At 68.1% G+C, this 23,944-nt stretch carries 16 protein-coding genes and 1 pseudogene; 5 read left to right on the forward strand and 12 right to left on the reverse strand.

The features are described from left to right. Positions 1–135 precede the first annotated feature (135 nt). Positions 136–312: a hypothetical protein gene (locus AOZ06_RS57160; protein WP_218921856.1), complete on the reverse strand. Its 177-nt coding sequence runs from the start codon at positions 310–312 to the stop codon at positions 136–138. A gap of 19 nt (positions 313–331) precedes the next feature. Continuing rightward, positions 332–1,795 (reverse strand): MFS transporter, encoded by a 1,464-nt coding sequence (locus tag AOZ06_RS39550; protein WP_083472838.1) that lies wholly within the window; start codon positions 1,793–1,795, stop codon positions 332–334. A 47-nt stretch (positions 1,796–1,842) separates the two neighbouring features. On the opposite strand from AOZ06_RS39550, the gene pdxR reads away from it, so the two are divergent. Continuing rightward, a complete protein-coding gene (pdxR, locus tag AOZ06_RS39555; RefSeq protein ID WP_054294045.1) occupies positions 1,843–3,279 on the forward strand; it encodes a MocR-like pyridoxine biosynthesis transcription factor PdxR in 1,437 nt (478 codons plus the stop codon). 31 nt (positions 3,280–3,310) lie between these two features. Here pdxR and AOZ06_RS39560 read toward each other — a convergent pair whose 3' ends face one another. Then, a complete protein-coding gene (locus AOZ06_RS39560) occupies positions 3,311–5,107 on the reverse strand; it encodes a hypothetical protein (protein WP_054294046.1) in 1,797 nt (598 codons plus the stop codon). 945 nt (positions 5,108–6,052) lie between these two features. On the opposite strand from AOZ06_RS39560, the gene AOZ06_RS39565 reads away from it, so the two are divergent. Next, complete coding sequence (locus tag AOZ06_RS39565; protein ID WP_054294047.1) at positions 6,053–7,099, forward strand: esterase/lipase family protein; 1,047 nt, start codon at positions 6,053–6,055, stop codon at positions 7,097–7,099. A gap of 338 nt (positions 7,100–7,437) precedes the next feature. Here AOZ06_RS39565 and AOZ06_RS39570 read toward each other — a convergent pair whose 3' ends face one another. The 3 genes from AOZ06_RS39570 to AOZ06_RS39575 all read right to left on the reverse strand — a co-directional run bounded on the left by AOZ06_RS39570 (position 7,438) and on the right by AOZ06_RS39575 (position 9,363). Then, positions 7,438–8,160 carry a class I SAM-dependent methyltransferase gene (locus AOZ06_RS39570; protein WP_054294048.1) on the reverse strand — a complete coding sequence of 241 codons (723 nt, stop codon included), beginning with the start codon at positions 8,158–8,160 and terminating at the stop codon, positions 7,438–7,440. Between the two features lie 462 nt (positions 8,161–8,622). Next, positions 8,623–8,757, reverse strand: coding sequence for a hypothetical protein (locus AOZ06_RS61425; protein ID WP_257721439.1), 135 nt, complete (start codon positions 8,755–8,757; stop codon positions 8,623–8,625). Positions 8,758–8,790: 33 nt separating this feature from the next. Continuing rightward, complete coding sequence (locus AOZ06_RS39575) at positions 8,791–9,363, reverse strand: TetR/AcrR family transcriptional regulator (RefSeq protein WP_236951892.1); 573 nt, start codon at positions 9,361–9,363, stop codon at positions 8,791–8,793. Positions 9,364–9,482: 119 nt separating this feature from the next. Between AOZ06_RS39575 and AOZ06_RS39580 the strand changes: the two genes are divergently transcribed. Beyond that, positions 9,483–10,385, forward strand: a complete 903-nt coding sequence (locus AOZ06_RS39580) for an alpha/beta fold hydrolase (RefSeq protein ID WP_054297270.1) — start codon at positions 9,483–9,485, stop codon at positions 10,383–10,385. 267 nt (positions 10,386–10,652) lie between these two features. Here the strand turns inward: AOZ06_RS39580 and AOZ06_RS39585 are convergent, their stop codons facing one another. Continuing rightward, positions 10,653–11,348 carry a DUF899 domain-containing protein gene (locus AOZ06_RS39585; RefSeq protein WP_054294049.1) on the reverse strand — a complete coding sequence of 232 codons (696 nt, stop codon included), beginning with the start codon at positions 11,346–11,348 and terminating at the stop codon, positions 10,653–10,655. A gap of 2 nt (positions 11,349–11,350) precedes the next feature. Beyond that, positions 11,351–12,208 carry an alpha/beta fold hydrolase gene (locus tag AOZ06_RS39590; protein ID WP_054294050.1) on the reverse strand — a complete coding sequence of 286 codons (858 nt, stop codon included), beginning with the start codon at positions 12,206–12,208 and terminating at the stop codon, positions 11,351–11,353. Positions 12,209–12,289: 81 nt separating this feature from the next. On the opposite strand from AOZ06_RS39590, the gene AOZ06_RS39595 reads away from it, so the two are divergent. Both AOZ06_RS39595 and AOZ06_RS39600 read left to right on the forward strand, forming a co-directional pair. Beyond that, positions 12,290–13,210 carry a LysR family transcriptional regulator gene (locus AOZ06_RS39595; protein ID WP_225953010.1) on the forward strand — a complete coding sequence of 307 codons (921 nt, stop codon included), beginning with the start codon at positions 12,290–12,292 and terminating at the stop codon, positions 13,208–13,210. Between the two features lie 744 nt (positions 13,211–13,954). Then, on the forward strand, positions 13,955–14,287 hold the full coding sequence (locus AOZ06_RS39600; protein WP_054294051.1) for a MerR family transcriptional regulator: 333 nt from the start codon (positions 13,955–13,957) through the stop codon (positions 14,285–14,287). Between the two features lie 552 nt (positions 14,288–14,839). On the opposite strand, the gene AOZ06_RS57165 is transcribed toward AOZ06_RS39600, so the two are convergent. The 4 genes and pseudogenes from AOZ06_RS57165 to AOZ06_RS39620 form a co-directional block, all read right to left on the reverse strand. Beyond that, complete coding sequence (locus AOZ06_RS57165) at positions 14,840–15,268, reverse strand: hypothetical protein (RefSeq protein ID WP_157233500.1); 429 nt, start codon at positions 15,266–15,268, stop codon at positions 14,840–14,842. A gap of 990 nt (positions 15,269–16,258) precedes the next feature. After that, entirely contained in the window at positions 16,259–16,729 is a 471-nt protein-coding gene (locus AOZ06_RS39610) for a pyridoxamine 5'-phosphate oxidase family protein (protein ID WP_054294053.1), read from the reverse strand. A gap of 25 nt (positions 16,730–16,754) precedes the next feature. Beyond that, entirely contained in the window at positions 16,755–17,975 is a 1,221-nt protein-coding gene (locus AOZ06_RS39615) for an FAD-dependent oxidoreductase (RefSeq protein ID WP_054294054.1), read from the reverse strand. A 1-nt stretch (position 17,976) separates the two neighbouring features. Further along, positions 17,977–23,937: pseudogene (locus AOZ06_RS39620) on the reverse strand (SDR family NAD(P)-dependent oxidoreductase); the annotation flags it as partial. Positions 23,938–23,944 lie beyond the last annotated feature (7 nt).

The raw sequence follows: 23,944 nt of genomic DNA on the forward strand, positions 1-23,944 counted from the left end.
CGACCGCGTAGATGTGAGGCGCCCATCGTTGAGGTCCGAACGGGTGAGCGACGGTCCTTCACCCCATCGTGGGCGTGTCTACAAAGGACGAGGTGGGGCCAAAACTCGTTGAACGACGATCGGTGGGGCCGAAACTCACCGGACAACAGGGGCCAGAACTAACCGGCATAAACAGTCGTCGGCGTCGGCGGCCTCGACCACGGCCATCACCGACTGGTCCACGGCGAGGTTCCACGGGCGGCGAGCGGCGTCGAAGCCGGGGTCGTTCGGCAGCAGGACGTGGCCGCGGACGACAGAGCGCAGAGTGTTCATGATCTTTTCCTTTTCGGAGTCAGGCGGTGGGGGTGTGCCGGCGGCGGGCGGGGCTGAAGCCACGAGCGACCAGCGCGGTGAGGGCGATTCCCGCTGCCGCGACGAACACGGCTGTGCGTAGCCCCTCGGTGGTGGCGGCACGCAGGGCCGGGCCGGTCAGGCCGTTGGTGGAGGCGCCCGCGATGGCGACGAGGACGGCCAGGCCGACGGCACCGCCGATCTGCTGGGCGGTCGACGCGACCGCGGACGCAACTCCCTGCTGGTCGGCGGGGGTGGCGGCGGTGGCAGCGCCGAACATCAGCGTGTACCCCGCGCCTTGGCCGAGGCCCAGGATGACCAAGCCAGGCAACAGAGTCAGGTACGTGCCGTCGGTGGACAGGCTCACGCCCAGGATCAGCGTGCCGGCGCCGCCGACCACCAGGCTGACGATCATCGCGGTGCGGGTACCGCGAGTGGTAGCCAGCCGCCCGCCCAGCTGGGACCCGGCGACGATGGCGGCCATCGGCACCAGGAAGGCGAGGCCGGTATGCAGAGCGTCGTAGCCGTGGACCGTCTGGAAGTAGACGGTCAGGAAGTACAACAGCGTGCCGAACGTCCCCATGTACAGGAACGTGACCAGCACACCGGTACCCAGCTCCCGGCCGCGCAACATTCGCAGGGGCAGCAGGGGATCAGCGCTGCGAGCCTCGATGAACGCGAACGCCACCAGTAGCAACACGCCGACCGCCGCCGCGGCCAACACCGGCGGCGCTGTCCAGCCGGACTCGGGTGCCTGCACGAGCGTGAACACCAGCAGCGCTGTTGCGGCGGTCGAGGTGAGCGCCCCGGCCACATCGAACCGGCGGACAGTCCTGCGTGCGGTGCGGCGTGGGATCAGCGGCAGGGCCAACAGGGCGGCGGCACCGGCGAGCGGCACGTTGACGAAGAAGACCGCGGTCCAGCCGAACGCGTCCGTCAACACCCCGCCGAGCAGCGAACCGAGGATCATGCCGCTGCCACCGGCCGTGCCCCAGACCGCGAACGCGCGGTTGCGTCGGCGGCCTTCGGCGAACCCGGTCGAGACCAGCGTCAGTGTCGCGGGGAACAGCAACGCGCCGCCAAGTCCCTGTGCCGCGCGTGCCGCCACCAGGGGCAGGGGCGCCGTGGCCAGCCCGCCGGCCAGCGACGACACCGCGTACACCGCGAGCCCCAGCACGAACATCTGACGCGGGCCGAACAGGTCCACGGCCCGTCCGCCCAGCAGCAGGAACCCGCCGAACGCGACCGCGTAGGCACTGACCACCCACTGCAGCGTCTGTGCCGAGAACCCGAGCGTCGAACCGATCTCCGGCAGTGCCACGTACACGATGTTGTAGTCCAGGGAGATGATCAGCTGGGCGAAGGCCAGCAGTGCCAGCGCCGCGGCCGGGCGCCGCAACGTCGTCGCCGGTCCGGCTCGGCGATCACTGGGAGCGGACCTGGCCGCGGTGTTCTGGTTCGTCATGGCGATCACGCTATGACCTGGAATGACCTCCGGTAGGGTTCATTTCCGTGACAGATTCGTGGGTCAATTTGGCTGGACGGCTCGGCAGCGACCTGCACCTCGAACTGGCCGGCTCCGGTGGTCGCCGGGCCGTGCTCATCCGCGCGTTGCGCGACGCGATCAGGGACGGCAGGCTGGCCCCGGGCACCCGGCTGCCGCCGTACCGTTCCCTCGCCGCCGACCTCGGGCTCGCCCGCAACACCGTCGCCGAGGCCTACGCCGAACTGGTCGCCGAGGGGTGGCTGATCGCCCGGCAAGGCTCAGGTACGCAGGTGGCGCCCCGCACCGAACCCGCCCGGCTCCCGCGCGTGCCGGACATGCCCACCCGCCTGGCCACGCCGGCGCACAACCTCAGGCAGGGGCAGCCGGACGCCGCGTCCTTCCCCCGCTCTGCCTGGCTGGGCGCTGCTCGCCGCGCGCTGGGCGCCGCACCCAACGAAGCCTTCGGTCCTGGCGACCCGCAAGGCCGCCACGAACTGCGCCGGGCACTGGCCGAGTACCTGGCGCGTGCTCGCGGCGTGCGGACGACACCAGAGCAGATCGTGGTGTGCTCCGGCTTCGCCCACGCGCTGCGGCTGCTCTTCGGCGGCCAGGTCCTGCGTGGCCCGTTGGCGGTGGAGTCGTACGGCCTGGCGTTCCACCGTTCGATCCTGGACGCGGCTTCCGTTCGTACGGTTCCGCTTTCACTCGACGAGGGCGGTGCCCTCGTCGACGAACTGAACGACCTCAAGGGAGTACGGACAGCGCTGCTCACCCCGGCGCACCAGTTCCCCACCGGCGGCCCCCTGCACCCGCAGCGGCGCGTCAGCGCGGTCGACTGGGCCCGAATCCACAACGGCCTGATCATCGAGGACGACTACGACGGCGAGTTCCGCTACGACCGCGAACCGGTCGGCGCGGTTCAGGGCCTGGCCCCGGAACGAGTGCTCTACATCGGCTCGGTGAGCAAGAGCCTGTCACCAGCACTGCGGCTCGGCTGGATGGTGCTGCCCGAGCACCTGCTCGCCCCCGTCCTGACCGTCAAGGGCCAGCGGGAGGCCTGGGCGAGCGTGGTGGACCAGCTCACCCTTGCCGACTTCATCGCCTCCGGGCACTACGACCGGCACATCCGCCGGATGCGCCAGCACTACCGCAGTCGACGCGACCGCCTCGTCGCCGCCCTCGCCGCCAACGCTCCGCACATCACGCCCACTGGCATCGCCGCCGGTCTGCACGCCGTGCTGCGCCTGCCACCCGGAACCGAGCATTCCACCGTCCAAGCCGCCGTCCGGCAGTCCATCGCCGTGGACGGCCTCGCCACTTTCCGTCACCCCGCCGCCACCATGCCTGCCCATGACGGCTTGGTCGTCGGCTACGCCACCCCGCCGGACCACGGCTACGGACCGGCGTTGGAAGCCCTGTGCCGAATCCTTCCTCCAGGTGAATCCACTCCGTTGTCCACTTAAGACACAGTCGTCGATCTTGGCGGGGTTCGTCTCAGTGACCGAGCACCGTCATGGTGGCCTCGGCGCCGGCCCAGCACGTGACCAACAGCCGACCGCTCCCCGCACTGAGCGGGGGTGGGTCGGTTGCGAGATCGTTCCCGCACGGCACCGGCCCGCTGCGCGTCACCACAGTCAGTGAGCCGAGGTCGACCCGGACCAGCTCGATGGTCCGCTTGTCGAGTCGGTGGACCCGGTACCACCCCGTGTCCGGCGTGACCTCGGCACCGTTTCCGTTGCCTGGCAAGGAGGCGAGCGAGCCGAGCACCGCGCCGGTGTCACCGTTGAGCACGGTCGCGCCTGCCGGCGTCTCGACGACCACCCTGTGTGGCTCGTCCGTCTCGCCCTTGCTCGGTCCAAGGGCAGTGACCTGCGCGCCCGCCGGTACCGGCGAAGTCCACAGTGGCCGAGCCGGACCGAACGCGAGCAGCTCTCGTCCCACATAGACCACGAGCCGCCCACCGGCGACCGACACGACCGGGCCGTCACAATCCGGGTCGATGCAGGTGGTTGCCGCTTGCTCGACGGCGGGCAGGTCGAAGGTAGCCACAACGCGCTCCCGCGCCATCGAGAGCACCGTGGGCCGCCCGCACCCACGGCCAGACCTGACGAGAAAGGCGCTGCCGTCCGGATCTCTACTGTCCGTTGTGGATGGTCCGGCGAGTTGGTAGTGGCACTCGCCGTTCGGCGCCTGGTCCGCGGTGCGCACCTCGCCGGTGTTCAGATCGACGCTCAGCAGCGTGGCGACGCCCTCGCCGCGTGCCGCGAGATAGCCGACTGGCTGGCCGCTCAACTGGATCACCGTGCGGTCGTTGCGGACGGGTGAGTCGGACAACACCCGGTACCTCGACTTCCCCGGCATGTGGGGAAGCGGGAACCGGTTTCTGATCTGCCCGGTGTCCAGGTCGAACAGGATCGCGGCGTTGCTCACGACCGCCAGCAGCGTCTGCGTTCGCGCGTTGACGACGACGCCCATGAAGCCTCCGGGGGAGGTGTTCGTGATGGGCCGGATCCGGTAGTGCCACCGCTCACCGCCGGTCTTGGCATCCAGCACGAACAGTCCGTAGTCGGCCCCCCCGCCGGCCTCGAAGCCGTGCATCACCACCAGGTCGGTGCCGGGCACCAGCGCGGCCTGGTCTCCGTACCGGACGTCGTCACCCTGCTGCCAGACCGGGGCGAGGTCTTGTGTCGGGCCTCGTGGCGGTTCCGGACGCGGGTCCGGCGCCTCGGCGGCCGTGGTGTGCTCCTCGGAGTCGGCGAGGACAGCAGCCGCGGTGCGTCCAGCCCAGATACCACCGCCGAGCCAGGCGAAGCCGGTCAGCACCGCACCCGCGACCAGCAATGCCACCAGCCGGCGAACCGCCCCCGGCTCGTCGGCTGACCACTTGTCCCAGGCAGGGGACCGATGACGCCACGCGAGGACGCTCGCCGCGATCGTCCCCAGGGTGCTCAGGACGAGCAGCAACAACGTGGTGTAGCGACCGGTGCCAGGGAGATTCTCACCGAGCAACCGGTCGGCGGCCTCGAACGGCGGCACCGGCGACCACAGCCCACGGCTGGCATACCACGTGGCCACCCCGAGCATCGCGACCGACAGCAGCCCCGATGGGTGGTAACCGCGAAACGCCACAAGCACCCCGAACCCAAGCGCGGCGAACACCACACCTAGCCAGCCGTCGCCATCCTGCGCCACGCGCACCAGCAACAACACCACCGCGACCACACCGAGCGGCACGAGCGGTGCGAGCACACCGAAATTCGCCCGCGGATTCCTGACCGATCCCTCTGTCACAAAAGCTATGACGACCATCCTCGCCATCAAGTTCCCGGAACATTCCACTACCGACAGCGCAACAACTACTGTATCCGGCCCAGGCAAACAGCACCTCAGCACCCGCGGGACATTGAAGCCGAGCGCCGCCTGAGCAATTTGACCGGCGCAGTGCGACCTCGCTGTACCGCCGCGTGGATGGGTGACTACGAGACAACAATTGCGTTCCGATTCACCTTGCACCCGGTTGGCCTAGTGGTCATGAAGTTCCCGCCTGGCCCGGCTGACGCATGGCAACTCGAATGCGATGGGGGCGTTCCCCGAACTCATCACGCGACGACCCGCCAGCCTCGCTCGGCCGAACGCGCGTTAACGCTTTCCGTTCAGCCACGATGGGTTCTCCGGCAGAAGTTGCGGGAGGATGCCATGAATCGGCTGGCTGACAACCCTGATTCTCTGATCGCGACTGGCAGCCGCGACCACGTCGGCCAACGCGCGCGAGACGCTGTTCCGGCCGGTTCGACCGTTGAGGTCGACGAAGCGTCCTGGACACCTGATGGCGCTGGCGGCGGAGTTGTCACGGCCACTGTCCGGTCGCCTGGCCTTCCCGCCCGGACTTGTGCCGTGGTCATGGTTTCCGAGGCCGGCAGCTGGAAGGTCGCCGCGACGATGCCCATCGCTGACACGACAACCGGACCGACGCAATGAGACTGTTCCACTGCTCGCCGTAGTCGTGTTGATGTCATTCGTCGCCGTTGCCCCGACCACTTCGGCGGCACCCCAGAACGCCACGGGAAAGATCGTCCCCGTCGTCGTGGTTCACGGCTGGACCGGTCGATCGACCCACGACGACAGCCGAAAGGGCGCCTTCTCCCACAAGATCGACCTGTCGACCAACCAGCTCGCCACCGTGCCGGCCACCAGATCGCTCATCGGGCAGTTTTCCAACGCATCCCCGGTGCCGCCGTGCTCACGTTCGACTACCACGACCATTCCGCCCGCTGGGTCGACGCCCCGGCCATCGGTCCCGCGGTGGGCGACGCCATCGACTGCCTCTTCAAGGCGACCGGTGAGAAAGTCATCGTCGTGGCGCATTCGATGGGTGGCCTGGCGGCTCGTCATGCCCTTGCACAACAGGCTGACCGGTCGAAAGAAGTCAGCACAGTGATCACATTCGGCACCCCGGCAAAGGGTTCGTTGATCGCCGTGTTGGGCGACGCGACCCTGGACGCCGGCGCGATCGCCAACCGCGTCATCGGCGTCGTGCGGCTCATCCTCGCAACGTGTGGTCACGCCGCCAGTGACACTCTGCGAACCGGAACCCCCTGTGACTTACTGCCTGAACCGGCTCGCGCCTTCGACTCACAGGCCGGTCTCGCGTTGCGATACGGATCACCACAGCTGGCTGCGCCCAAGCCATTCCCCAAGAACGTCAAGGTCCACGCCCTGGCAGGAGACACGGTTCTCACCGTTGCCAAGGCAGGCTGGTTCCGGCTGCCTTGGGAGGTCGACAAAGTCCCTGTTGGCGACCTGGTCGTCATGACCGACTCAGCCACCAGCGGTGCCACGGGATCGAGGACGGCCTCGTGCGCCTACCAACTCAACGCGGTGCGCGCCGGAACCGACCAGGTCGGTCTCACATTGGGCTTCACGGCCGAGAACGACGTCGCCCAGCCGATCACCTCGGCTCTGGGAGCCTGCTTCCACAGCGATCTCATGCGTACAATCCAGCTCACCAACGACGCTGGATCAAACCGGACCGTCGTGCTCTGCTCTGCGGCTGGGAACCATGGGACAAGACTGTGCACCAGTACAGGGCCACGAATCCAGTGCCACAAGTGTCGAAACCAGACAAGCCAGAGCCGTGGGGCCTCGAACTCGACAACGGACAGAAATGCCGGCTCCGGGCAGGAGGTGCCTGGCCCGGCAGATCCGACCATCTCGTCGGTGCCTACCGCTGCACCCCCGGTGACCAAGTCGTTCTCGTCGCTCAGGGGTCCTCAGCCGACGTGATCGACAAACGCTCCCGCACGTGGACCGTCAAGATCGGCATCCTCGACGACAGGCAATCCGGTTCCCCACCACCACAAGAAGCGCGCGTCCGAGTGGCCTACTGCGCGGGCTCACCGTGAACAAGTACCACTTCATAGCACGTGGCCGCCGACAACCCACACATCGTCACCAACGGCGCTTCCAAGTCGCTCGCGCTTGGGTTGGGCCGTTTCCTCAGACCTGGTCGACGATCCCCGAAGCACCATCCTCGCCCTCGGCCATCTCCGCAATGAGATCGGCTTGACCGGCCTCGATCACAGATCGAGCTGGACGTTCTGATCTGGCAGCCGAGGTCGCGCCTAGGACATGCTCCGCGCGAGGAACACGTACTCCTTGCCGGGGCGGTCGGGTGCGTCGCGGACCTCGGTGACGCGGTAACCGTGCGCGACGAGGTCCGCCTCGACCTCGTCGCGTTCCCGGAACCGCAGCGTCGAGTCGGACGTAAGCACCTGGCCGTCGGACTCGAACACGCACGTCCAGCGGAACGTCACCAGCGGCAGGCTGACGTCAACGATGTCCAGCCAGTCCTCGACGGTGCCGACGCCGTCCACGTGCCGCACGTCGTGGGTGGCGTCGCGGTTCCACCCCAGCCACGCCTGCCGGGCGGGCACCCGGGTCTCGAACACGAGATGCCCGCCCACTCGCAACGCGGTCCGGGCGCCGCGCAAGGTCATCGACCACGCGTCATCCTCGACAATGGCCTGGGCGACGTTGCCTGTCATGATCGCCAGGTCCGCCTCGATCGCAGGCAGTTCGATGCCGTGGATCCAGCGCACCCGATCCGCGCCCGGTTTGGCACGGGCCACGTCGATCGACGCACCCGCCGGGTCCACCCCGGTCACCTCTGCGCCCCGGTCTGCCAGCATCAACGCGAACGTGCCGGTGCCGCAACCGATATCGAGAACCCGGCGAGCGCCCACCTCGGCCGCGATCGCGACGTAGACCTCCAGGTCGTCGCGACTGGATGTGAGTGGGTCGTAGAGCGCCGCCAACCGTGGATGGTCGTATGCCTCATCAGCCACGCACACGAAGGTACTCAACCTGCAGTGTCTCCTGCAGCTGGTTATACGTCGGCGCAGCAGGCGCAGCTCGTGCGCTGCACAGCGGTGCCCATGTCGATGTCGGCAAGAGCGAGCTTCTTGAACCCCGCCCCAACCCCGCTGGGCAGCAACGGCCCTGAGCTGTCTGGTTCAGTCCGAAACAACCAAATTGCCAATGCCGCGCACGCTGCTGTCCGGACCGAGCTAGGCCCGCAACGGCCACCGCGCCTGACCGCGACCCAAGTCACGCGTTCCGGATCCGCACCGACCTCGGGCTGGGGCGAGGAGTACGACGACTACGTCGACGAGATGGCCGACACGCGCGGCGGGTTCGCGGAGCACCCGGGCACCAAGGCCGTCAAGGAAGGGACCAAGTCGATCAAGGATCGGATGGCCCCGAGAACAGGGCCACGTACCCCCTCGGACAGAGGTCGTGTGGGCGTATCACCCGCTGAGCGGTGAGCTCAAGGTCGAGCAGCGGAGTACATCACGGCGAGGCTCGGCCAGCTGCTGCGCCGCCTGCACCCGCGTGGTGGCGAAGTCGCCGGCCTCCAGCCGCCGGATGGTGCGCGTGCGCATGCCCACGTCCGTGCTGAGCCAACCGCTCTTGTGTCAGGGCCTTCCGCTGACGTTGCTCTGGCGCATCACATTCCCGGTGAGGTCGACTATCGCCTTCCCCGCCGCCAGCAAAGGGTCCGTGCTTCTGGCCGCTCGGGAAAGGACGAACGCCCCTTCAAGCATGCTGATCATCGCAAAAGCCAGCATCTTGGCCTGCTCGTCGCCGGGCACGAACCGGCCGAACCAGGCAGTGGCTCCGTCCACCCAGTCGGCGAACACCTCCGCTGTGGCGACACGCAGCGTCTCGCTGGTGTTGGCCACTTCCAACGCGATGGTGGCTATTGGGCAGGCGTCCGCATAGTCCGTGCCCGCCAGATCTTCGGCGGCCTGGCGAAACGCGAATTCGAGCGCTGCCAACGGGTCGGCGCGGCTGTTCAACAGCATCAGCACCAGGCGACCGTACTCAGGGCCCGAAGTGCGGATGACCTCGTGAGCAAGCTGCTCCTTGCCGTTGGGGAAGAAGTGGTAGATCGACCCGTACGGCGCGCCTGACTCCGAGACGATCTGTTTGAGCCCTGTCCCCGCGTAACCCTGGAGCCGGAACAACCGCCCGGCCGCCGCCAGCACTCTTTCCCGGGTGTTCCGGCTACCCACCTGCCCGCTTGCCACGTTCTTTTCTCCTCGCCACCGTCACGCGTCCTGGTCTAGGCTAGCCTCAGTAGATCGATCTATCTAGTGGAGTGTTCATGCCCAAGATCGAACTGACAGCGGGGACCATCGACTACGCCGACACCGGGGGCGACGGCCCAGTCCTGGTGTTCACGCACGGATTCCCGATGAACGAGTCGCAGTGGCGCAAAGTCCTCCCGCTACTGCCTGGGTACCGCTGCGTGCTGCCGACGCTGCCGCTTGGGGGTCACCGCCAGCCGATGCGTCCCGATGCCGACCTGTCCCAGCGCGGCCAAGCGCTCATACTCGCGGAGTTTCTTGATCGCCTCGACCTGACCGATGTCACCCTGGTGATGAACGACTGGGGCGGCGCGCAGTTCATCGTCAGCGAAGGCAAAGCGCACCGGATCGGCAGGCTCGTCATGGTCGCTTGCGAGGCGTTCGACAATTTCCCTCCGCCGCCGGTGAAACCGCTGGTGGCACTGGTCTCCGTACCCGGCGGGGCGTGGTTGCTCACGAAATTGATGCGCACGAAGTTCTTCCGGCACAATCGCCACACCTACGGCGTGCTGAGCAAACGCGGGATCCCCGACGAGATTCTCGACGACTGGTTCGCTCCGTCGGCACGAGACAAACACATCCGCCGCGATCTCGCCAAGTTCGGGACTTCCGCGCCACGGCGCCCGGTCCTGCTGAACTGGAGCAAGCATCTTCGCCAGTTCGATCGTCCCGCCCTGATCGTGTGGGCCACCGAGGACCGCATGATGCCCAGAGAACACGGTCATCGGCTTGCCGAACTGCTCCCCCATGGCCGACTCGTCGAGATCCGCGACTCGTGGACGCTGATTCCCGAAGACCAGCCGGAGAAGCTCGCAGACGCGATGCTGGACTTCCTCGCTGACACCGGCGCAATCCCCGTCCCCGTCGATCCGCCCACCCGCACCACACCCGAGCCAGGCATTCCACGCAGCGCTGACTGAAGCCCGCCACGGTGCACAACGCAGCTGTTCCAGGACAGCCCGAGCAGGTGCAGCAGGGCATCGCCTCCGGAAGCAAGCTTTCGGCTACTTCCGTCTCAGCTGACCACACGACGCCACCGAAAGTGAGCCAGAGCCCCAGATTGTCCTATTCGGACCCGTTTGCCTGGGTGCCGGCATTGGTTGGCCGCTGCTGACGGGCGTTGCCGTGATGACGGCGAACTTGCGAACCGCACCTTCAGTGGCTCACTCGGTTGATCAACGCGGCTGTCATGGGGTGTAGTCGTCGTGTCGGCGTACCCAGGCCATGGGGTAGGCCAAGTCATCCTCGTCGCGTCCGTGAGGCGTGCGGTCGAGGAGTTGGTAGGCGCTGATCATGGCGTCGGCGCCGCGGGCGTAGCTGGAGTACGTGTGGTGGATGGTGCCGTCGTGGAAGGCGAACGCGCTCATCCCGGGCAGGTCGGCGGCGGGGCGTGGCACGGTTCGGAAGTTGTAGGTGGCGCCGTTGGCCTGTTGTTCGGGTGTGAAGGAGACGCCGTAGTCGTAGTTGAAGTCGCTGTCGAATGAGGACACCCAGGTGAAATCCCAGCCCATGCGTCGCTTGTAGGCGTTGAGCTTGTCCAGCGGCGCACGGGAGATGCCGATGAGGGTCACGTCACGGTTGTTGAGGTGGGGCATGGCGCCGTCGAAGTGGTCGGCGGTCAGCGAGCAGCTTGGGCACCCCTCGTCCGCGTCGGGGGCGAACATGAAGTGTTTGACCAGCAACTGGGTTCGTCCGTCGAACAGGTCGGCCAGCGTCTCGGGGCCGTTGTCGGTGGCGAACGTGTACTGCTTGGTGACTGGCACCCAGGGTAGTTCGCGGCGCAGAGCGGCCAGCCGGTCGCCGGCCCTGCTGTGTTCCTTCTCGCGTTCGAGCAGGGTGCGGCTGGCGATCAGCCATTCTTCTCGGGTTCCGATGCGGGGCATGGTCAGCGGTCCTTTCGGCTGGTGTGGTGGATGACCGCCGGGATCACGGTGTCCCAGCTGCGCTGTGGCAGTTCGTGGCCGATTCCCAGTAGCCGCAGCAACGTTGCGTCGGGAATCTCGGCGGCCAAGGCGAGGCCGTGTTCGAGGGGGAACAGCGGGTCGTGGGTGCCGTGCACGACCAGGGCGGGCATGGTCAGGCCGGCCAACTGGTCCCGCCAGCGGGGGTGGCCGCGCATGGCGTAGTGGTTGGTGTGGCTGGCCTCGACACACGCCGAGCGGTCCACGACGAGCGCGGCTCGGTCACGGGTGACTGTCTCCTCATCGGCGGTCCAGGTGGCGGTGTACGCCCGGTCTTGGGCGACGATGTAGTCGATGACGGCCGATCGGTCGGTCCAGTCCGGCGCTGCGGCGATGTCGAAGTGGGCCTGGAGCCGTTCCGTGGTCGGGGGCAGATCAGGGGCCCGGGGTTGCGGGCTGGTCGCGATCAGCGTCAGCGACGCGACCCGTTCGGGATTGGCCAGGGCGGCGATCTGGGCGAGTTGGCCGCCCATGGACAGGCCGATCACGTGGGCGCGGTCGACCTCGTAGGCATCGAGGACGCCGATCGCGTCGGCCGCCAGGTCCGCGAACGTGTACTGCGGGCAACCGGGCTGGTACCAGCTCGACGCGCCGGTGTCGCGGTGGTCGTACCGGATGACCAGGCGGTCCGCCGCGGCCAGCCGTTCGCAGAACGCCACGTCCCACCAGTCCATGGAGCGGCTCGCGCCGCCGATCAACAGGACGGCCGGATCGGTCCGGCGTCCGAAGGTCTGCGCACACAGGTCGGTGTCGCCGACCCTGATGAACTCGTCGTGGGGCACCTGTTCACGATCGCCCGGCGCGAGAGGGGGAAAAACCGTGAACCACCAGACGATTGATAAGCCGTGCTGAACAATGGGGTGATGATCGACTGGCAGGAGATCGAGGTGTTCCTGGCCGTCGCCGACGAGCTGCACTTCGGACGCGCGGCCAGGCGCCTTCGGCTGTCCCAGGCCCGGGTCAGTCAAACGGTCAAGACGTTGGAACGGCGGGTCGGCAGTCCGCTGTTCGACCGGACGACCCGGCGGGTCAGCCTCACCGCGATCGGGCAGCGGCTACTGGACGACCTACGGCCAGCCCACCAGGCGGTGCACCACGCGTTGACCCGCGCGCGGGCGGCTGGGCGGGGCATCACCGGCGTCCTGCGCGTCGGGTTCTTCGGCCCGCTCGCCGGTCGGGTCGTGCTGGATGTCATGGCCGCCGTCCGCGCCGACCACCCGGACCTGGACATCCACGTGGTCGAGACCCAGCTCGCCGACCCGTGCCGGCCGCTGCGTGACGGCGAAGTGGATCTGGTGCTCACCCAGCTACCGGTCAACGAACCCGGTATCAGCACCGGACCGGTCGTGCTGTCCGAACCGCGGGTACTCGCGGTGTCGGTCCACCACCCCTTCGCCCGGAGGGAGTCGGTCAGTCTGGAGGACCTGGCCCGCGACCGCACCTTCCGCCCCCTGGGCGAACCATCATCGGACTGGCTCGACAGCTACCTGCCGTGGACCACTCCCTCCGGCCGCCCCATCGAGCGCGACCGGGCCGTGGCCACGTTCCAGGAACTACTCACACTTGTCGCGGCCGGCCAGGGCATCTGCCCGGTGGCCGCCCACAACGTCCGCTACCACCCGCGCCCCGACGTCGCCTTCGTCCCCTTCACCGACGCCCCGCCCTTCCAGTTCGGGCTGGCCTGGCGAACCAGTGAACAAACCAGCCGGGTGAAGCTCTTCATCGAGACGACACATCGACTCGTCACCGAGCAGGGAGGACCTGCCGCCACCGCCGAACGTTGACACCAGATCGCGCATCGCCGCGACACCGTCGCACGGTCAGGGCGACCAGGCGGCACTGGACCGAACGCGGCGCCGTCGACACCCTGGACTGCCAGTTGACCAGCGCGAAGAAAATCTATGCTGACTGGAGTAGACATTCGGTCGCGAGTGTGTGTAGTCTTCTCCTCGTAGCCAAGAGAAAATGTCAAGCAGGCGCGGGAGAGGACGTAACTACCCGCGAAGTGAGACAGAACGGTCGTCGGTAGTGACGGTTTCGATGAACGTCCCGACGGCCGCGTAGTACCCGGGACCAGCAGTCCAAGCAGTACAGGTCCCGGCGCGCAGTACGAGGACAGCAGTACGAGGACAGCAGTACAGACGGTCAGGTGGCCGCAGCCGATCAGTTGACGGGGTTGCGGCCACTGATCAGTGGCGGGTGACGCGTGCTGGGGCCGATCTAGGCAAGGGGTTCCAGACGGTGATCGCCACAGCGGTATCGAATCAACAAGATCGAGAGAAGAGAAGGGAAGGGACACGTCATCTGATCGCCCGCCAGGGCTGTAGTTCGCCGGGCGGGTACCGCAGTCCCATCAGATTGGCAGGTGGTTCTCGGTTACTGACAAGCGATCCCCGCGATGTCTGCCCATGGGGCGGACGCGGGTACGACCAACCGGTCACACGACCGGTTGACGATGATGAACCCAACCCAGGGGCCCCGGGGCGCGACACGCGCTCCCCGGGGCCCCTTCGTGATGTGGAGGCGCGATGATCCCTGACCCACGTGACACACCCGTGCCCAACGCGGGTGACAAGTTCGATGATGAGCATTACCCCGCCTACACCATGGGGCGGGCCGCGGAGATGCTGGGCACCACGCCGGGATTCCTGCGCAGCCTGGACGAAGCCAAATTGATCGAGCCGCAGCGCTCCACCGGCGGACACCGCCGTTACTCGCGCTACCAGCTGCGATTGGCCGCCCGCGTACGGGAACTGGTCGACCAGGGCACCGGCCTGGACGCCGCCTGCCGGATCGTCACCCTCGAAGACCAACTCCACGAAGCGCAACGACTCAACGACGAACTGCGACAACCAGACTGACGGCCGCTCGGCCTGCTGCCCGTACGGCACAGCAGCAGACACAACGCCACCACATCGGCCCCCGCGCACGGGGGCCTGATGCGCGTTCTCACCACCGGCGGTTCTCCCCGGGATCCGTGATCGACTTGTCCGGAGGCTGGTCGGCCGTAGCCGGGATGTCCAGCCGATCCACCGGACACCAGTGCCGCGTAGTTACGCGTCGGGCAGGTACGGGCGGCGACAGCTAGAGCGGTGGTCCAGCCATCGATTTGCGGCACGCTCGTCACGGCGTCGGCGTGGTACGCACTTCGCAACGCGTGCTTCCGTGCTCGCGTCACCAGAAGGTCCTGCCGGACCAGATCACACCAACCAGCGACCCACACACCGGCACCTAAACAAAGGTCGGCGTGGACCACGTCAGGTTGCCTTCCATGGCCGTGACGCTGAAGGTGCCGGTGAACGCTTGGGCACCCAACTCGGCACCGATCGCGCCCTCGTCGCGCTCACAGCGGTCCAGGAAAGCATCACCGGAGCTACGTCATGAAGTCCCGGCCACCACGGCTCACCGCAGACTCAAGAACCGTCCTCGTTGACGCTGTCGTGGAGCCGGCCGGGGTATTGCCGAGGCGGGGTCCAGGAGACCTGTTCAGCCGCAGCGGGATCGTGACTGCCGACAGGGCACCTCCGGGTCGTCGAACTGGGAGCCGCCACACGCCAGGTTCTCCCGCAGCACCCACTCCACACCTGTCCACGACTCAACGCGCCTGCCACGAAGCGACGTGAAAGCGTCTGCCGAACGAGCGGCACCGCGTCGGCGACACGCAGTTGGGTAGGCGATTCGCCAGCCAACTCGGCCAATGTGGGGGTTTCGACACCGGCAACGAGCAGATCACAAGCCAGCCAGACAGATTCATCAGGTCTGAGCAGGTCCACCACCAGTTCGGCGTTGAGCCGCAACACCCGTTCACGCAGCTCGGCAGGCAGGTTCTCCACGACCGCCATTGAAGCGCACGATCGTGTTGATCGTTACCGGATACTCGCAATCACTTGCCCGTTCCCCGGAAACGCGGGCCGGCGTTGGATCCGGACCACGACCCCGGAGGGTGGACGGAAGCGGTCGACTTCGACCGCGCGATTCGCCACGGCTACCCCATGCCACGAGTCACGGGAAGCACATGAACACGCCATCTTCCCCTTCATTCGAGGCATCACGACACGGACGCGACCGCCACCGCCTTGCAGGTACGGGAGTCGTGGCTACACCGACGCGCGGCCGAACGCCGAGTCCCCTGCACGTTCCTGGGCAAACACTTGTGCTTCTCCCCCGCGGACCCGGAAGCGATCATCACCGACGCTCACAGACCGCCGAGCGCGGCACGCCCGCGAACACGCCGAAGCACCGAACGTCCACGACAGCGCTGACCAAATCTCGTTTCGCTGCAGGAGATTCATGCGAACGGGCGACCGCATACCGCTGGCTCCTTTCGACGAAACGAGCGTGAACACCCGCTGCCCGAACAACGGGGTACTGTCCACAAAGGAGAGTTATAGTGGCATGGACAGAACGACACGACGACGACGGCTTCCGAGTCCGCTCCCGACTCGACGCCACACCCACAAAACCTGACGCCTCGGACAACGCCTACCAGGCGTGCGAGGAATCCACTCACACGTCAGCCAAGCCATGATCGACCTTCTCCTGGCCGGGCTGCGACGACGATGGGAGCAAACAGGCAGCACCGGACCGGCGAACACTCCAAAGGCCGGAACAGACGCCGAGGTGCCGCGGGGAAGCCGTCGACCTGCCCGGCGAGGTTCAACGCCTTCGGTGGAATATCCGCATCGGATGACGGAAGGGGACCGGTACCCAGTTGTCGATCTGTTGCCCCAGGCGTCCCGCTGTCACCCACGACCACCCGCCACTCGAACGAGCGCGGCTACCTGGCGCCGTGAACCAGCGCGTCGACGAGGACGCGCCGGCCCGTCAGCGCGTCAGATCTTGGCCATCCGCGGCGTGAACGTGTTCGGGAAGTCGGTCAGCACCTGAACCCTCGACGGTTCGAGCTTCAGCACGGAGAACATCGGGCTCTCCGGGCTGTCCACACCGAACAGGGCGAGGTCGAAACCGATCGGCTCCGGCGTCGTGTTGAACAGGTCGTACACGTACTTCTTCGTCTCGGCGTCCTCCACCCACGTCGCGAGGCACTCGCTGAGCACGACTTCCTGGGCGTGGCTCCAGTAGGAGACCGCCACGTACGGGTTCGCCGCCAGGTGACTCGCCTTCACGCCGACTGGGAGGGTGTAGACCCAGCCGACCGGGTTGCCGTCGCGGACCTCCCAGATCGGGTGCAGGATGCGTGACCGCGGCCTGCCGTTGCTGCCCACGGTCGTCACTGTGCACAGCACGACCTCACGCGTGATGCGCAGGAAGTCCTCCTGCAGTTCGGCGAACGACTCCGACATTCCAGTTCCTCCTCGGTGATGACAATCAGGGGGTGAGCAGCTTGCGCTTCAGCGGTGGGATCAAGGAGAGGGCCTTCGCCGTCGACTTCACCACGTCGCGCAGCAACCAGCTCTCCGACACGAACATGTTCGCGAGCGCCAGCGACGCGCGGACCATGGTGAAGCCGTATTCCAACATCTTGGCCTCGTAGTCGCGTACGGCGTCCAGCAGTTCACGCTGCCCGCTGTGCACTGCCACGAGGTTGCCTGTCAGCAGGGCCGCGTCACGGATGGCGGTGTTGGCGCCCGCGCCCATGAACGGCGTCATGCTGTGGATGGCGTCCCCCAGCACGGTGACGTTCTCGGTCCGCCACGGCCGCACCCGCTTCGCGGTGTAGATGGGCAGCACGATCGCGCTGCGCGGGTCCGACTCGGCGACCACCCGCCGCAGCGCCGGGTGCCATCCCGTCATCAACCTGCCGACGACGTCCTTGATCTCCTCACCGTCCATTTCGGCCGATCTCGGTGGGTGGAAGCTCGCCGAGGTCGAGTAGGACCACGTGATGTAGTCCTCCTCGTCCGGCCTGCTGTGCCAGAACGGCATGGTGAAGATACCGCAAGCGTGGGACGCGAGTGCGGCGTTCGGTCCTTCTGTCAACCGCCGCGGCAGGAGTTCCACCGTCTCCGGCGTGAGCGGGAACTTGCCTCCCGTCGAGAAGATGCCGGTGTTGACCCGCTCGGCCCTGGGCAGCAACTGCTCACGCACCCTGGAGTTCCCGCCGTCGGCGCCGACCACGAGGTCCGCTGTGGTGGTCGTGCCGTCGGCGAAGTGACACCGGACGCGACCGTCCGACTGCCTTTCGTAGTGGACGAACTCCTTGTCGTATCGCACCACGCCGTCCAGTCCCGACGACAGCAGCCGCTGCAACGTGGTCCTGCTGATGGCGCGCGGTACGCCGATCGGATTGTCATGCGCGGGCGGCGGCGCACCGACTCGCATGATCTCGTTGAGCTGCACGTCCGTGAGCACTGTGTCGCCGTCCGGTTCGCCGCAGTACCCGATGAACTCCTCCCACAGGTCGTCCGGGAGGCATTCGCGCAGCGACCGCGATCCCTCCGGGTTGACCTGCAGCCTGAATCCCTGCAACCGGTCGGTGCGAACCCGTTGCCGTTCGTACACTGCGACGCTGACACCGGCCTTGCACAACCCGTGTGCGAGCGACAGACCGCCCGTCCCACCGCCGATCACGACGACGTGAAACGACATCTCATATCCCCCTCTTGCGTGCGGCTGACTCCAGCCAGTTCTCGAGGACCTCCGCGGTCGTGGCCGCGTGCTCCTCCATGAAGGTGAAGTGGTTGCCCGGTACAGGTTTCGTGCTGTACGCGTCGGGCCACATCGAACTTGGCGCGTCCGTGCCGATCGGCGTCTCGGCCTGGACGAACAGTACAGGTGCGTCGACCGGCGTCGTCACGGAACACTCCTCCATCAGCCGGACATACCTGCCCATGGCGGAAAGCCGGCTGTCGTTGAACGGCCCGATCGACTCCTCGCGGTCGACCAGCCCGTTGAGCATGAGCCCCATGGACTCGTCGCCGGTCTCGCCGAAGGTCCGGAAGGTGTCCAGCAGCACGACCGCGGCGGGGGCGACGCCGATGGCCCGCATGCGCGCGGCGGTCTCGTGGGCGAAGAGCCCACCGGCGGAGTAGCCGACGAGCGCGAACGGGTCGCCGTCCGCGGCCTTGCTCGTCATACCGGCGAACACGTCGACGACCGCGGCCGCGGACTCGGGCAGGCTCTCCCCCGCGGCGAAGCCCGGCAGCGGAAGGACCGAGACCGTGTACTTGCCGCGCAACGACGCCGCCAGCCGCGCGTACTGGTGCCCGCTGCCCAGTCCCATCGGCGACGGGACGCAGAACAACCGAAGCGGCCTGGTCCCCTCGGCAAGCACCACGGGCACCGGGGGCTCGGGCAGTTCGTCCGGCGCGTTGAAGGACGCACGCAGGTCCGCCGCGGCGACGAGCAGGTCGAAAGCCGGTTGGTACTTGCCCGCGCGAATACCTCCGCGGAACATGGCGCCGAGCGCGCCACTGTCCGAATCAGACGATCGCTCGGCCGGAGTACTGGGCCCAGCCGCCAGAAGCCCGGAGATGTGCTCGGCCAGCGCTAGCGGGGACGGGTGGTCGAACGCCACCGTCATCGGCAGAACCAGCCCGGTGTCCGCGCAGAGCGCGTTGCGCAGCTCCACGGCGGTGAGTGAGTCGAATCCGGCTGCCAGGAAGTCCTGTGCGGGGTCGACGTCGGCGGCGTCGACATGACCGAGCACGGCGGCCACATGGCCACGGACCAGTCGAACCAGGGCGTTCTCCCGTTCCGCCGGAGCCATGTCGGCGAGATCCACCTGCCGGGTCTCGCGCGTCACCGCGGCCACGCGACGACGAGCGGGCACCAGCTCGCGCATCAGCGCGGGGATCTCCGCGCCCCGTCCCGGCCGGTTGAGCCGCATCGCGACGAGAACCGGGTTGTCGAGCCCGATCGCGACGTCCAACAGCGCCAGCCCTTCGGCCGGGGTCAACGCCCCCATCCTGGCCAGCCGTCCCTTTGCCGCACCGGCCAGCGTTCCCGCCATGCCACTGTCCACATTCCACAGACCCCAAGCGAGGGAGACAGCCGGCAGGCCGTTGGCGCGCCGGTGGTACGCCAACGCGTCGAGGAAGGTGTTGGCGGCCGCGTAGTTGGCCTGCCCCGCCGCCCCGAGCACACCCGCCGCCGAGGAGAACAGCACGAAGAAGTCCAGATCCGCGCTGCTGGTCAGTTCGTGCAGCAACCAGCCACCATCCACCTTCGGCCGCAGAGTGTTCGCCAGCCGGTCCGCGTCGATGGCGGGCAGCAGACCGTCGTCGAGAACACCGGCGGTGTGCACGACACCGCGCAGCGGTCGATCCGGTGGGATCTCGTCGAGGACAGCGGTCAACGCGGCCGAATCCGCCACGTCGCAGGCGACGACCCGTGCGTTGGCGCCGAGCCGCGTCAGCTCGTCGACCAGTTCGCTGGCTGCCGGGGTGTCAGGACCGCGTCGACCCAGCAGAACGAGGTCGCGCACCGAGTGGGCCACGACCAGGTGCCGGGCGACCACGCCGCCCAGCCCACCGGTGCCGCCGGTGATCAGCACGGTTCCGGTTACCGCCGGGCGGTCGATGTGATCGGGCGGGACGACCCGGGTGAGGCGGGGCATCCACAACTCGCCCGCACGCACAGCGACCTGCGGTTCCGCCGAAGCGACAGCGGCGCTTACGGTTTCGTCTGGTACGTCCGCCGAGTCACTGTCGAGCAGGACGATGCGGCCGGGGTTCTCCGTCTGGGCTGACCGGACCAGCCCCCAGACGGCTGAGGTGGTCAGATCCACCACGTCGTCCTCGGCGACGGGAACCGCGCGGTTGGTCCGCACCACGAGCCGTGCAGATCCGGCGCGGTTGTCGGCCAACCACTTCTGGACCGTCAGCAGGGCATCCTGAGTCGCGCTGTGCGCGGCTTCGCGGATATCCGCGGACGACTGCGGCGCCGGGATCGCGACGACCGCCAGGTCCGGTGACACGGGGTCAGCATGCGCGGAGTCTCCCGGAATCTTCTTCCATGCCACGGTGAACAACGAGTCCCGCCGTGCGGCCTTGTCCGTCGCCGGTACCGGGCGCGTGGTCAGTTCGTCGACCGCCATGATCACGTTGCCGTCGGCGTCCATCAGCCGGATGCGATGGCCGCCTCCGGCCGGGGACACCGCGACACGGGCGGCCGTGGCGCCGGTCCTGTGCAAGGACACACCGCTCCAGCTGAACGGCAGGCCGAGTCCGCCGCCAGGCCCGTCGGCCAGCCCGGCGAGGGCGATCGCGTGCAGGGCGGCGTCGGACAGGGCCGGGTGGATCCCGAAGCGGCCGGCGTCGGCACCGGCCGCTCTCGGCAGTCCGACCTCGGCGAAGATCTCGTCCGCCCGGTGCCACAAGCCCGTCAGCCCCTGGAAGGCCTGGCCGTACTCGAAGCCCGCTCCGGCGAGCACGTCATAGGGCTCAAGCAGGTCCGCTTCCTCGGCTCCCCGCGGCGGCCAGTCCGGATCTCCCGGCGGGATCGGGGCGGTGGCCGCGGTCAGCGTGCCGTTGGCATGACTGGTCCAACTGCCGTCGTCCTCGAGGGTGTGGACGGCGATCGCGCACCGTCCGTCCGCACCCGGCCCATTCACGGTGACGCGAAGCGGGACCGACCGGTCGGTCAGCACGAGCGGCGTGTGCACGGTGAGATCGGCGATCCGGTCGCAGCCGACGTGTTCCCCGGCGTGCCGCGCCAGTTCGACGAAAGCTGTGCCGGGCAGCAGCCTGACGCCCGCGATCACGTGATCGGCGAGCCAGGGCTGGGCATGTACCGAGAGCCTGCCTGTGAAGACAACCGTCTCCGTGTCGGGCACGCTGACCGCGGCGGACAGCAGCGGATGGTGCACGGAGTCGATGCCGAGACCGCTGACCATGACGGTGGGCACACCGGCGGCGGGCCAGTAACGCCTGCGTTGGAACGGATATGTCGGCAGGCCCACGGGTCGAGCCGGGCTTCCGGCGAAGAACCTGCGCCAGTCGACCGGCCCGCCGCTGACGTGCAGCCGGGCCATCGCCTCGACCAGTGACTGAGGCTCCTCGCGTTTGTTGCGCAGGGCGGGGACGAGCACCGCTTGGTGCTCGCCCGTCAACGACTCCTGGCCGAGCGCGGTCAGCGACCCGCCCGGCCCGACTTCGAGGAACCTGGTCGCTCCCATCGCGACCATGGACCGGAACCCGTCGAGGAAGCGAACCGGCTGCCGGACCTGGCGGACCCAGTACTCCGCCGCCGCCATCTCCCCCGCGGCCGCGACCTGCCCGGTGAGCGTCGAGACGATCGGGACGCGGGCTTCGCCGAACGTGATCCCACCGACAACAGCACGCAGTTCGTCGAGCATGGCGTCCATGCGCGGCGAGTGCGGCGCGTGCGAGACGCGCAACCGCTGGACCTTGCGTCCGTCCCGCCGGAACACCTCGCCGATCTCAGTGACCGCGTCCTCGTCGCCGGACAGCACGACCGAGCCCGGCGCGTTGACCGCCGCCAGGGCAAGGCGTTCGGTCAGGCCGTCCAGCAGCGGCAGGACTTCGTGCTCGGCCGCCTGCACGGCGATCATCGCGCCCCCGGTGGGAAGCATCTGCATCATCCGCGCCCGCGCGGTGACGAGCATCGCGGCGTCGTCGAGGGAGAGCAGTCCGGAGACGTGCGCGGCCGCGAACTCACCCGCGGAATGACCGAGGAGGAGATCCGGTGTGACGCCCCAGGACTCCAGCAACCGGAACAACGCCACTTCCAGTGCGAACAACGCTACCTGGGTGTTGGCGGTCTGGTTGAGCGCATCGGCACCGGCCTGACCGGGCTCGGCCCACACCACCGCCTTCACCGAGGTGCCGGTGCGCGCGTCGAGTCGCGCGCACACGGCGTCGAAAGCCTCAGCGAACACGGGGAATCCGTCGTACAGCCCGCTTCCCATGCCCAGCCACTGCGCTCCTTGGCCGGGGAACAGGAACGCCAGCTTCCCGCCGAGCGGACCGCCTCGGACAACACCCTGGCCGGGCTCGCCGCGAGCGATCGAGAGCAGGCCACGTCTGAAGTCGGCGGGGTCCTTGCCGAGCACGACCGCCCTGGTGTCGAGCACCGACCTGGTGGTGGCGAGCGAGAACGCCACGTCGGCGGGGTCCGCACTGTCCACATATGGCACCAGTTGGTTCGCCGTGGCGGCGAGAGCCTCCGGGGAACGGGCCGAAAGCAGCCACGCGACCGCGGCAGGCGCGGTGCCGCCCGGCTCGTCGGCCTGAACCGCCGGAGGTTGTTCCAGGATCACGTGAGCGTTGGTCCCGCTGATCCCGAACGAGGACACCGCGGCCCGCCGGGGCCTGCCGGTCGCGGGCCACGCCGTCGGTTCGGTCAGCAGCCGGACGGCACCCGCGGACCAGTCCACGTGCGTGGTCGGCTCGTCGACGTGCAGCGTGCGGGGCAGGACGCCGTGCCGCATGGCCATGATCATCTTGATCACGCCGGCGACACCGGCGGCGGCCTGGGTGTGCCCCAGGTTCGACTTGACCGAACCCAGCCACAGCGGGGTCTCCCGATCACGCCCGTAGGTCGCCAGCAGCGCCTGCGCCTCGATGGGGTCGCCCAGCCTCGTGCCCGTGCCGTGCGCCTCCACCGCGTCCACATCGGACGCACGGAGCCGGGCGCCAGCCAGTGCCTGGCGGATCATGCGTTGCTGCGCCGGACCGTTCGGCGCGGTCAACCCGTTCGACGCACCGTCCTGGTTGACCACGCTGCCCCGCACGACCGCGAGGATCCGGTGACCGTTGCGCCGGGCGTCGGAAAGCCGTTCGACCACGAGTGTTCCGACGCCTTCGGACCAGATCGTGCCGTCCGCGGCGGCGGCGAACGACTTGCACCGCCCGTCCGCGGCCAGCCCGCCCTGCTGGGAGAACCCGGCGAAGCCCGCGGGCGTCGCCATCACCGTCACGCCACCGGCCAGCGCCAGGTCGCAGTCACCGGACCGCAGTGCCTGGGCGGCCAGGTGCAGGGCGACCAGGGACGACGAACAGGCCGTGTCCAGTGTGACGGCTGGGCCTTCGAACCCGAAGGTGTAGGCGATCCGGCCGGACAGCACGCTGCCCGCCGTGCCGACGCCGACGAATCCCGCGGCTTCCTCGGGCAAGTCGGCGGTCCAGGTCCCGTACTCGTGGTGCATCAACCCGGCGAACACGCCCGTCCGGCTGCCCCGCAGCGACACCGGGTCGATCCCGGCGCGCTCGAGCGCTTCCCAGGACACCTCCAGCAGCAGGCGCTGCTGAGGGTCCATCGCCAGCGCCTCACGTGGCGAGATGCCGAAGAAGGCGGCGTCGAACTCCGGCGCGTCGTGCAGGAAACCGCCCATGCGCACGTAGCTGTCCGCGTCGGTGTCGGCCAGCTCCCATCCCCGGTCGTCGGGGAACGGCGAGATCGCGTCCACGCCGTCCTCGACGAGCCGCCACAGGTCCTCCGGACCGGTCACACCGCCGGGGTAACGGCACGCCATCCCGACGATCGCGACCGGTTCGGCCCGCTCGTCCTCCAGTTCGGCCAGCCGTTGCTTCGTCTCGTGCAGTTCGACGGTCATCCGCTTGAGGTATTCGAGCACCCTCGTGTCGTTGCCACTC

This window comes from Kibdelosporangium phytohabitans, assembly GCF_001302585.1.
Taxonomy (GTDB): Bacteria; Actinomycetota; Actinomycetes; order Mycobacteriales; family Pseudonocardiaceae; genus Kibdelosporangium; species Kibdelosporangium phytohabitans.

Excerpts from the sequence above, each read along its gene's own strand:
- AOZ06_RS57160 (WP_218921856.1), bottom strand. The coding sequence starts at position 312 with ATGAACACTCTGCGCTCTGTCGTCCGCGGCCACGTCCTGCTGCCGAAC.
- AOZ06_RS39550 (WP_083472838.1), bottom strand. The coding sequence starts at position 1,795 with ATGACGAACCAGAACACCGCGGCCAGGTCCGCTCCCAGTGATCGCCGA.
- AOZ06_RS61425 (WP_257721439.1), bottom strand. The coding sequence starts at position 8,757 with ATGCGCACGCGCACCATCCGGCGGCTGGAGGCCGGCGACTTCGCCACC.
- AOZ06_RS39580 (WP_054297270.1), top strand. The coding sequence starts at position 9,483 with ATGCCCAAGATCGAACTGACAGCGGGGACCATCGACTACGCCGACACC.
- AOZ06_RS39585 (WP_054294049.1), bottom strand. The coding sequence starts at position 11,348 with ATGCCCCGCATCGGAACCCGAGAAGAATGGCTGATCGCCAGCCGCACC.
- AOZ06_RS39595 (WP_225953010.1), top strand. The coding sequence starts at position 12,290 with ATGATCGACTGGCAGGAGATCGAGGTGTTCCTGGCCGTCGCCGACGAG.
- AOZ06_RS39600 (WP_054294051.1), top strand. The coding sequence starts at position 13,955 with ATGATCCCTGACCCACGTGACACACCCGTGCCCAACGCGGGTGACAAG.
- AOZ06_RS57165 (WP_157233500.1), bottom strand. The coding sequence starts at position 15,268 with ATGGCGGTCGTGGAGAACCTGCCTGCCGAGCTGCGTGAACGGGTGTTG.
- AOZ06_RS39610 (WP_054294053.1), bottom strand. The coding sequence starts at position 16,729 with ATGTCGGAGTCGTTCGCCGAACTGCAGGAGGACTTCCTGCGCATCACG.
- AOZ06_RS39615 (WP_054294054.1), bottom strand. The coding sequence starts at position 17,975 with ATGTCGTTTCACGTCGTCGTGATCGGCGGTGGGACGGGCGGTCTGTCG.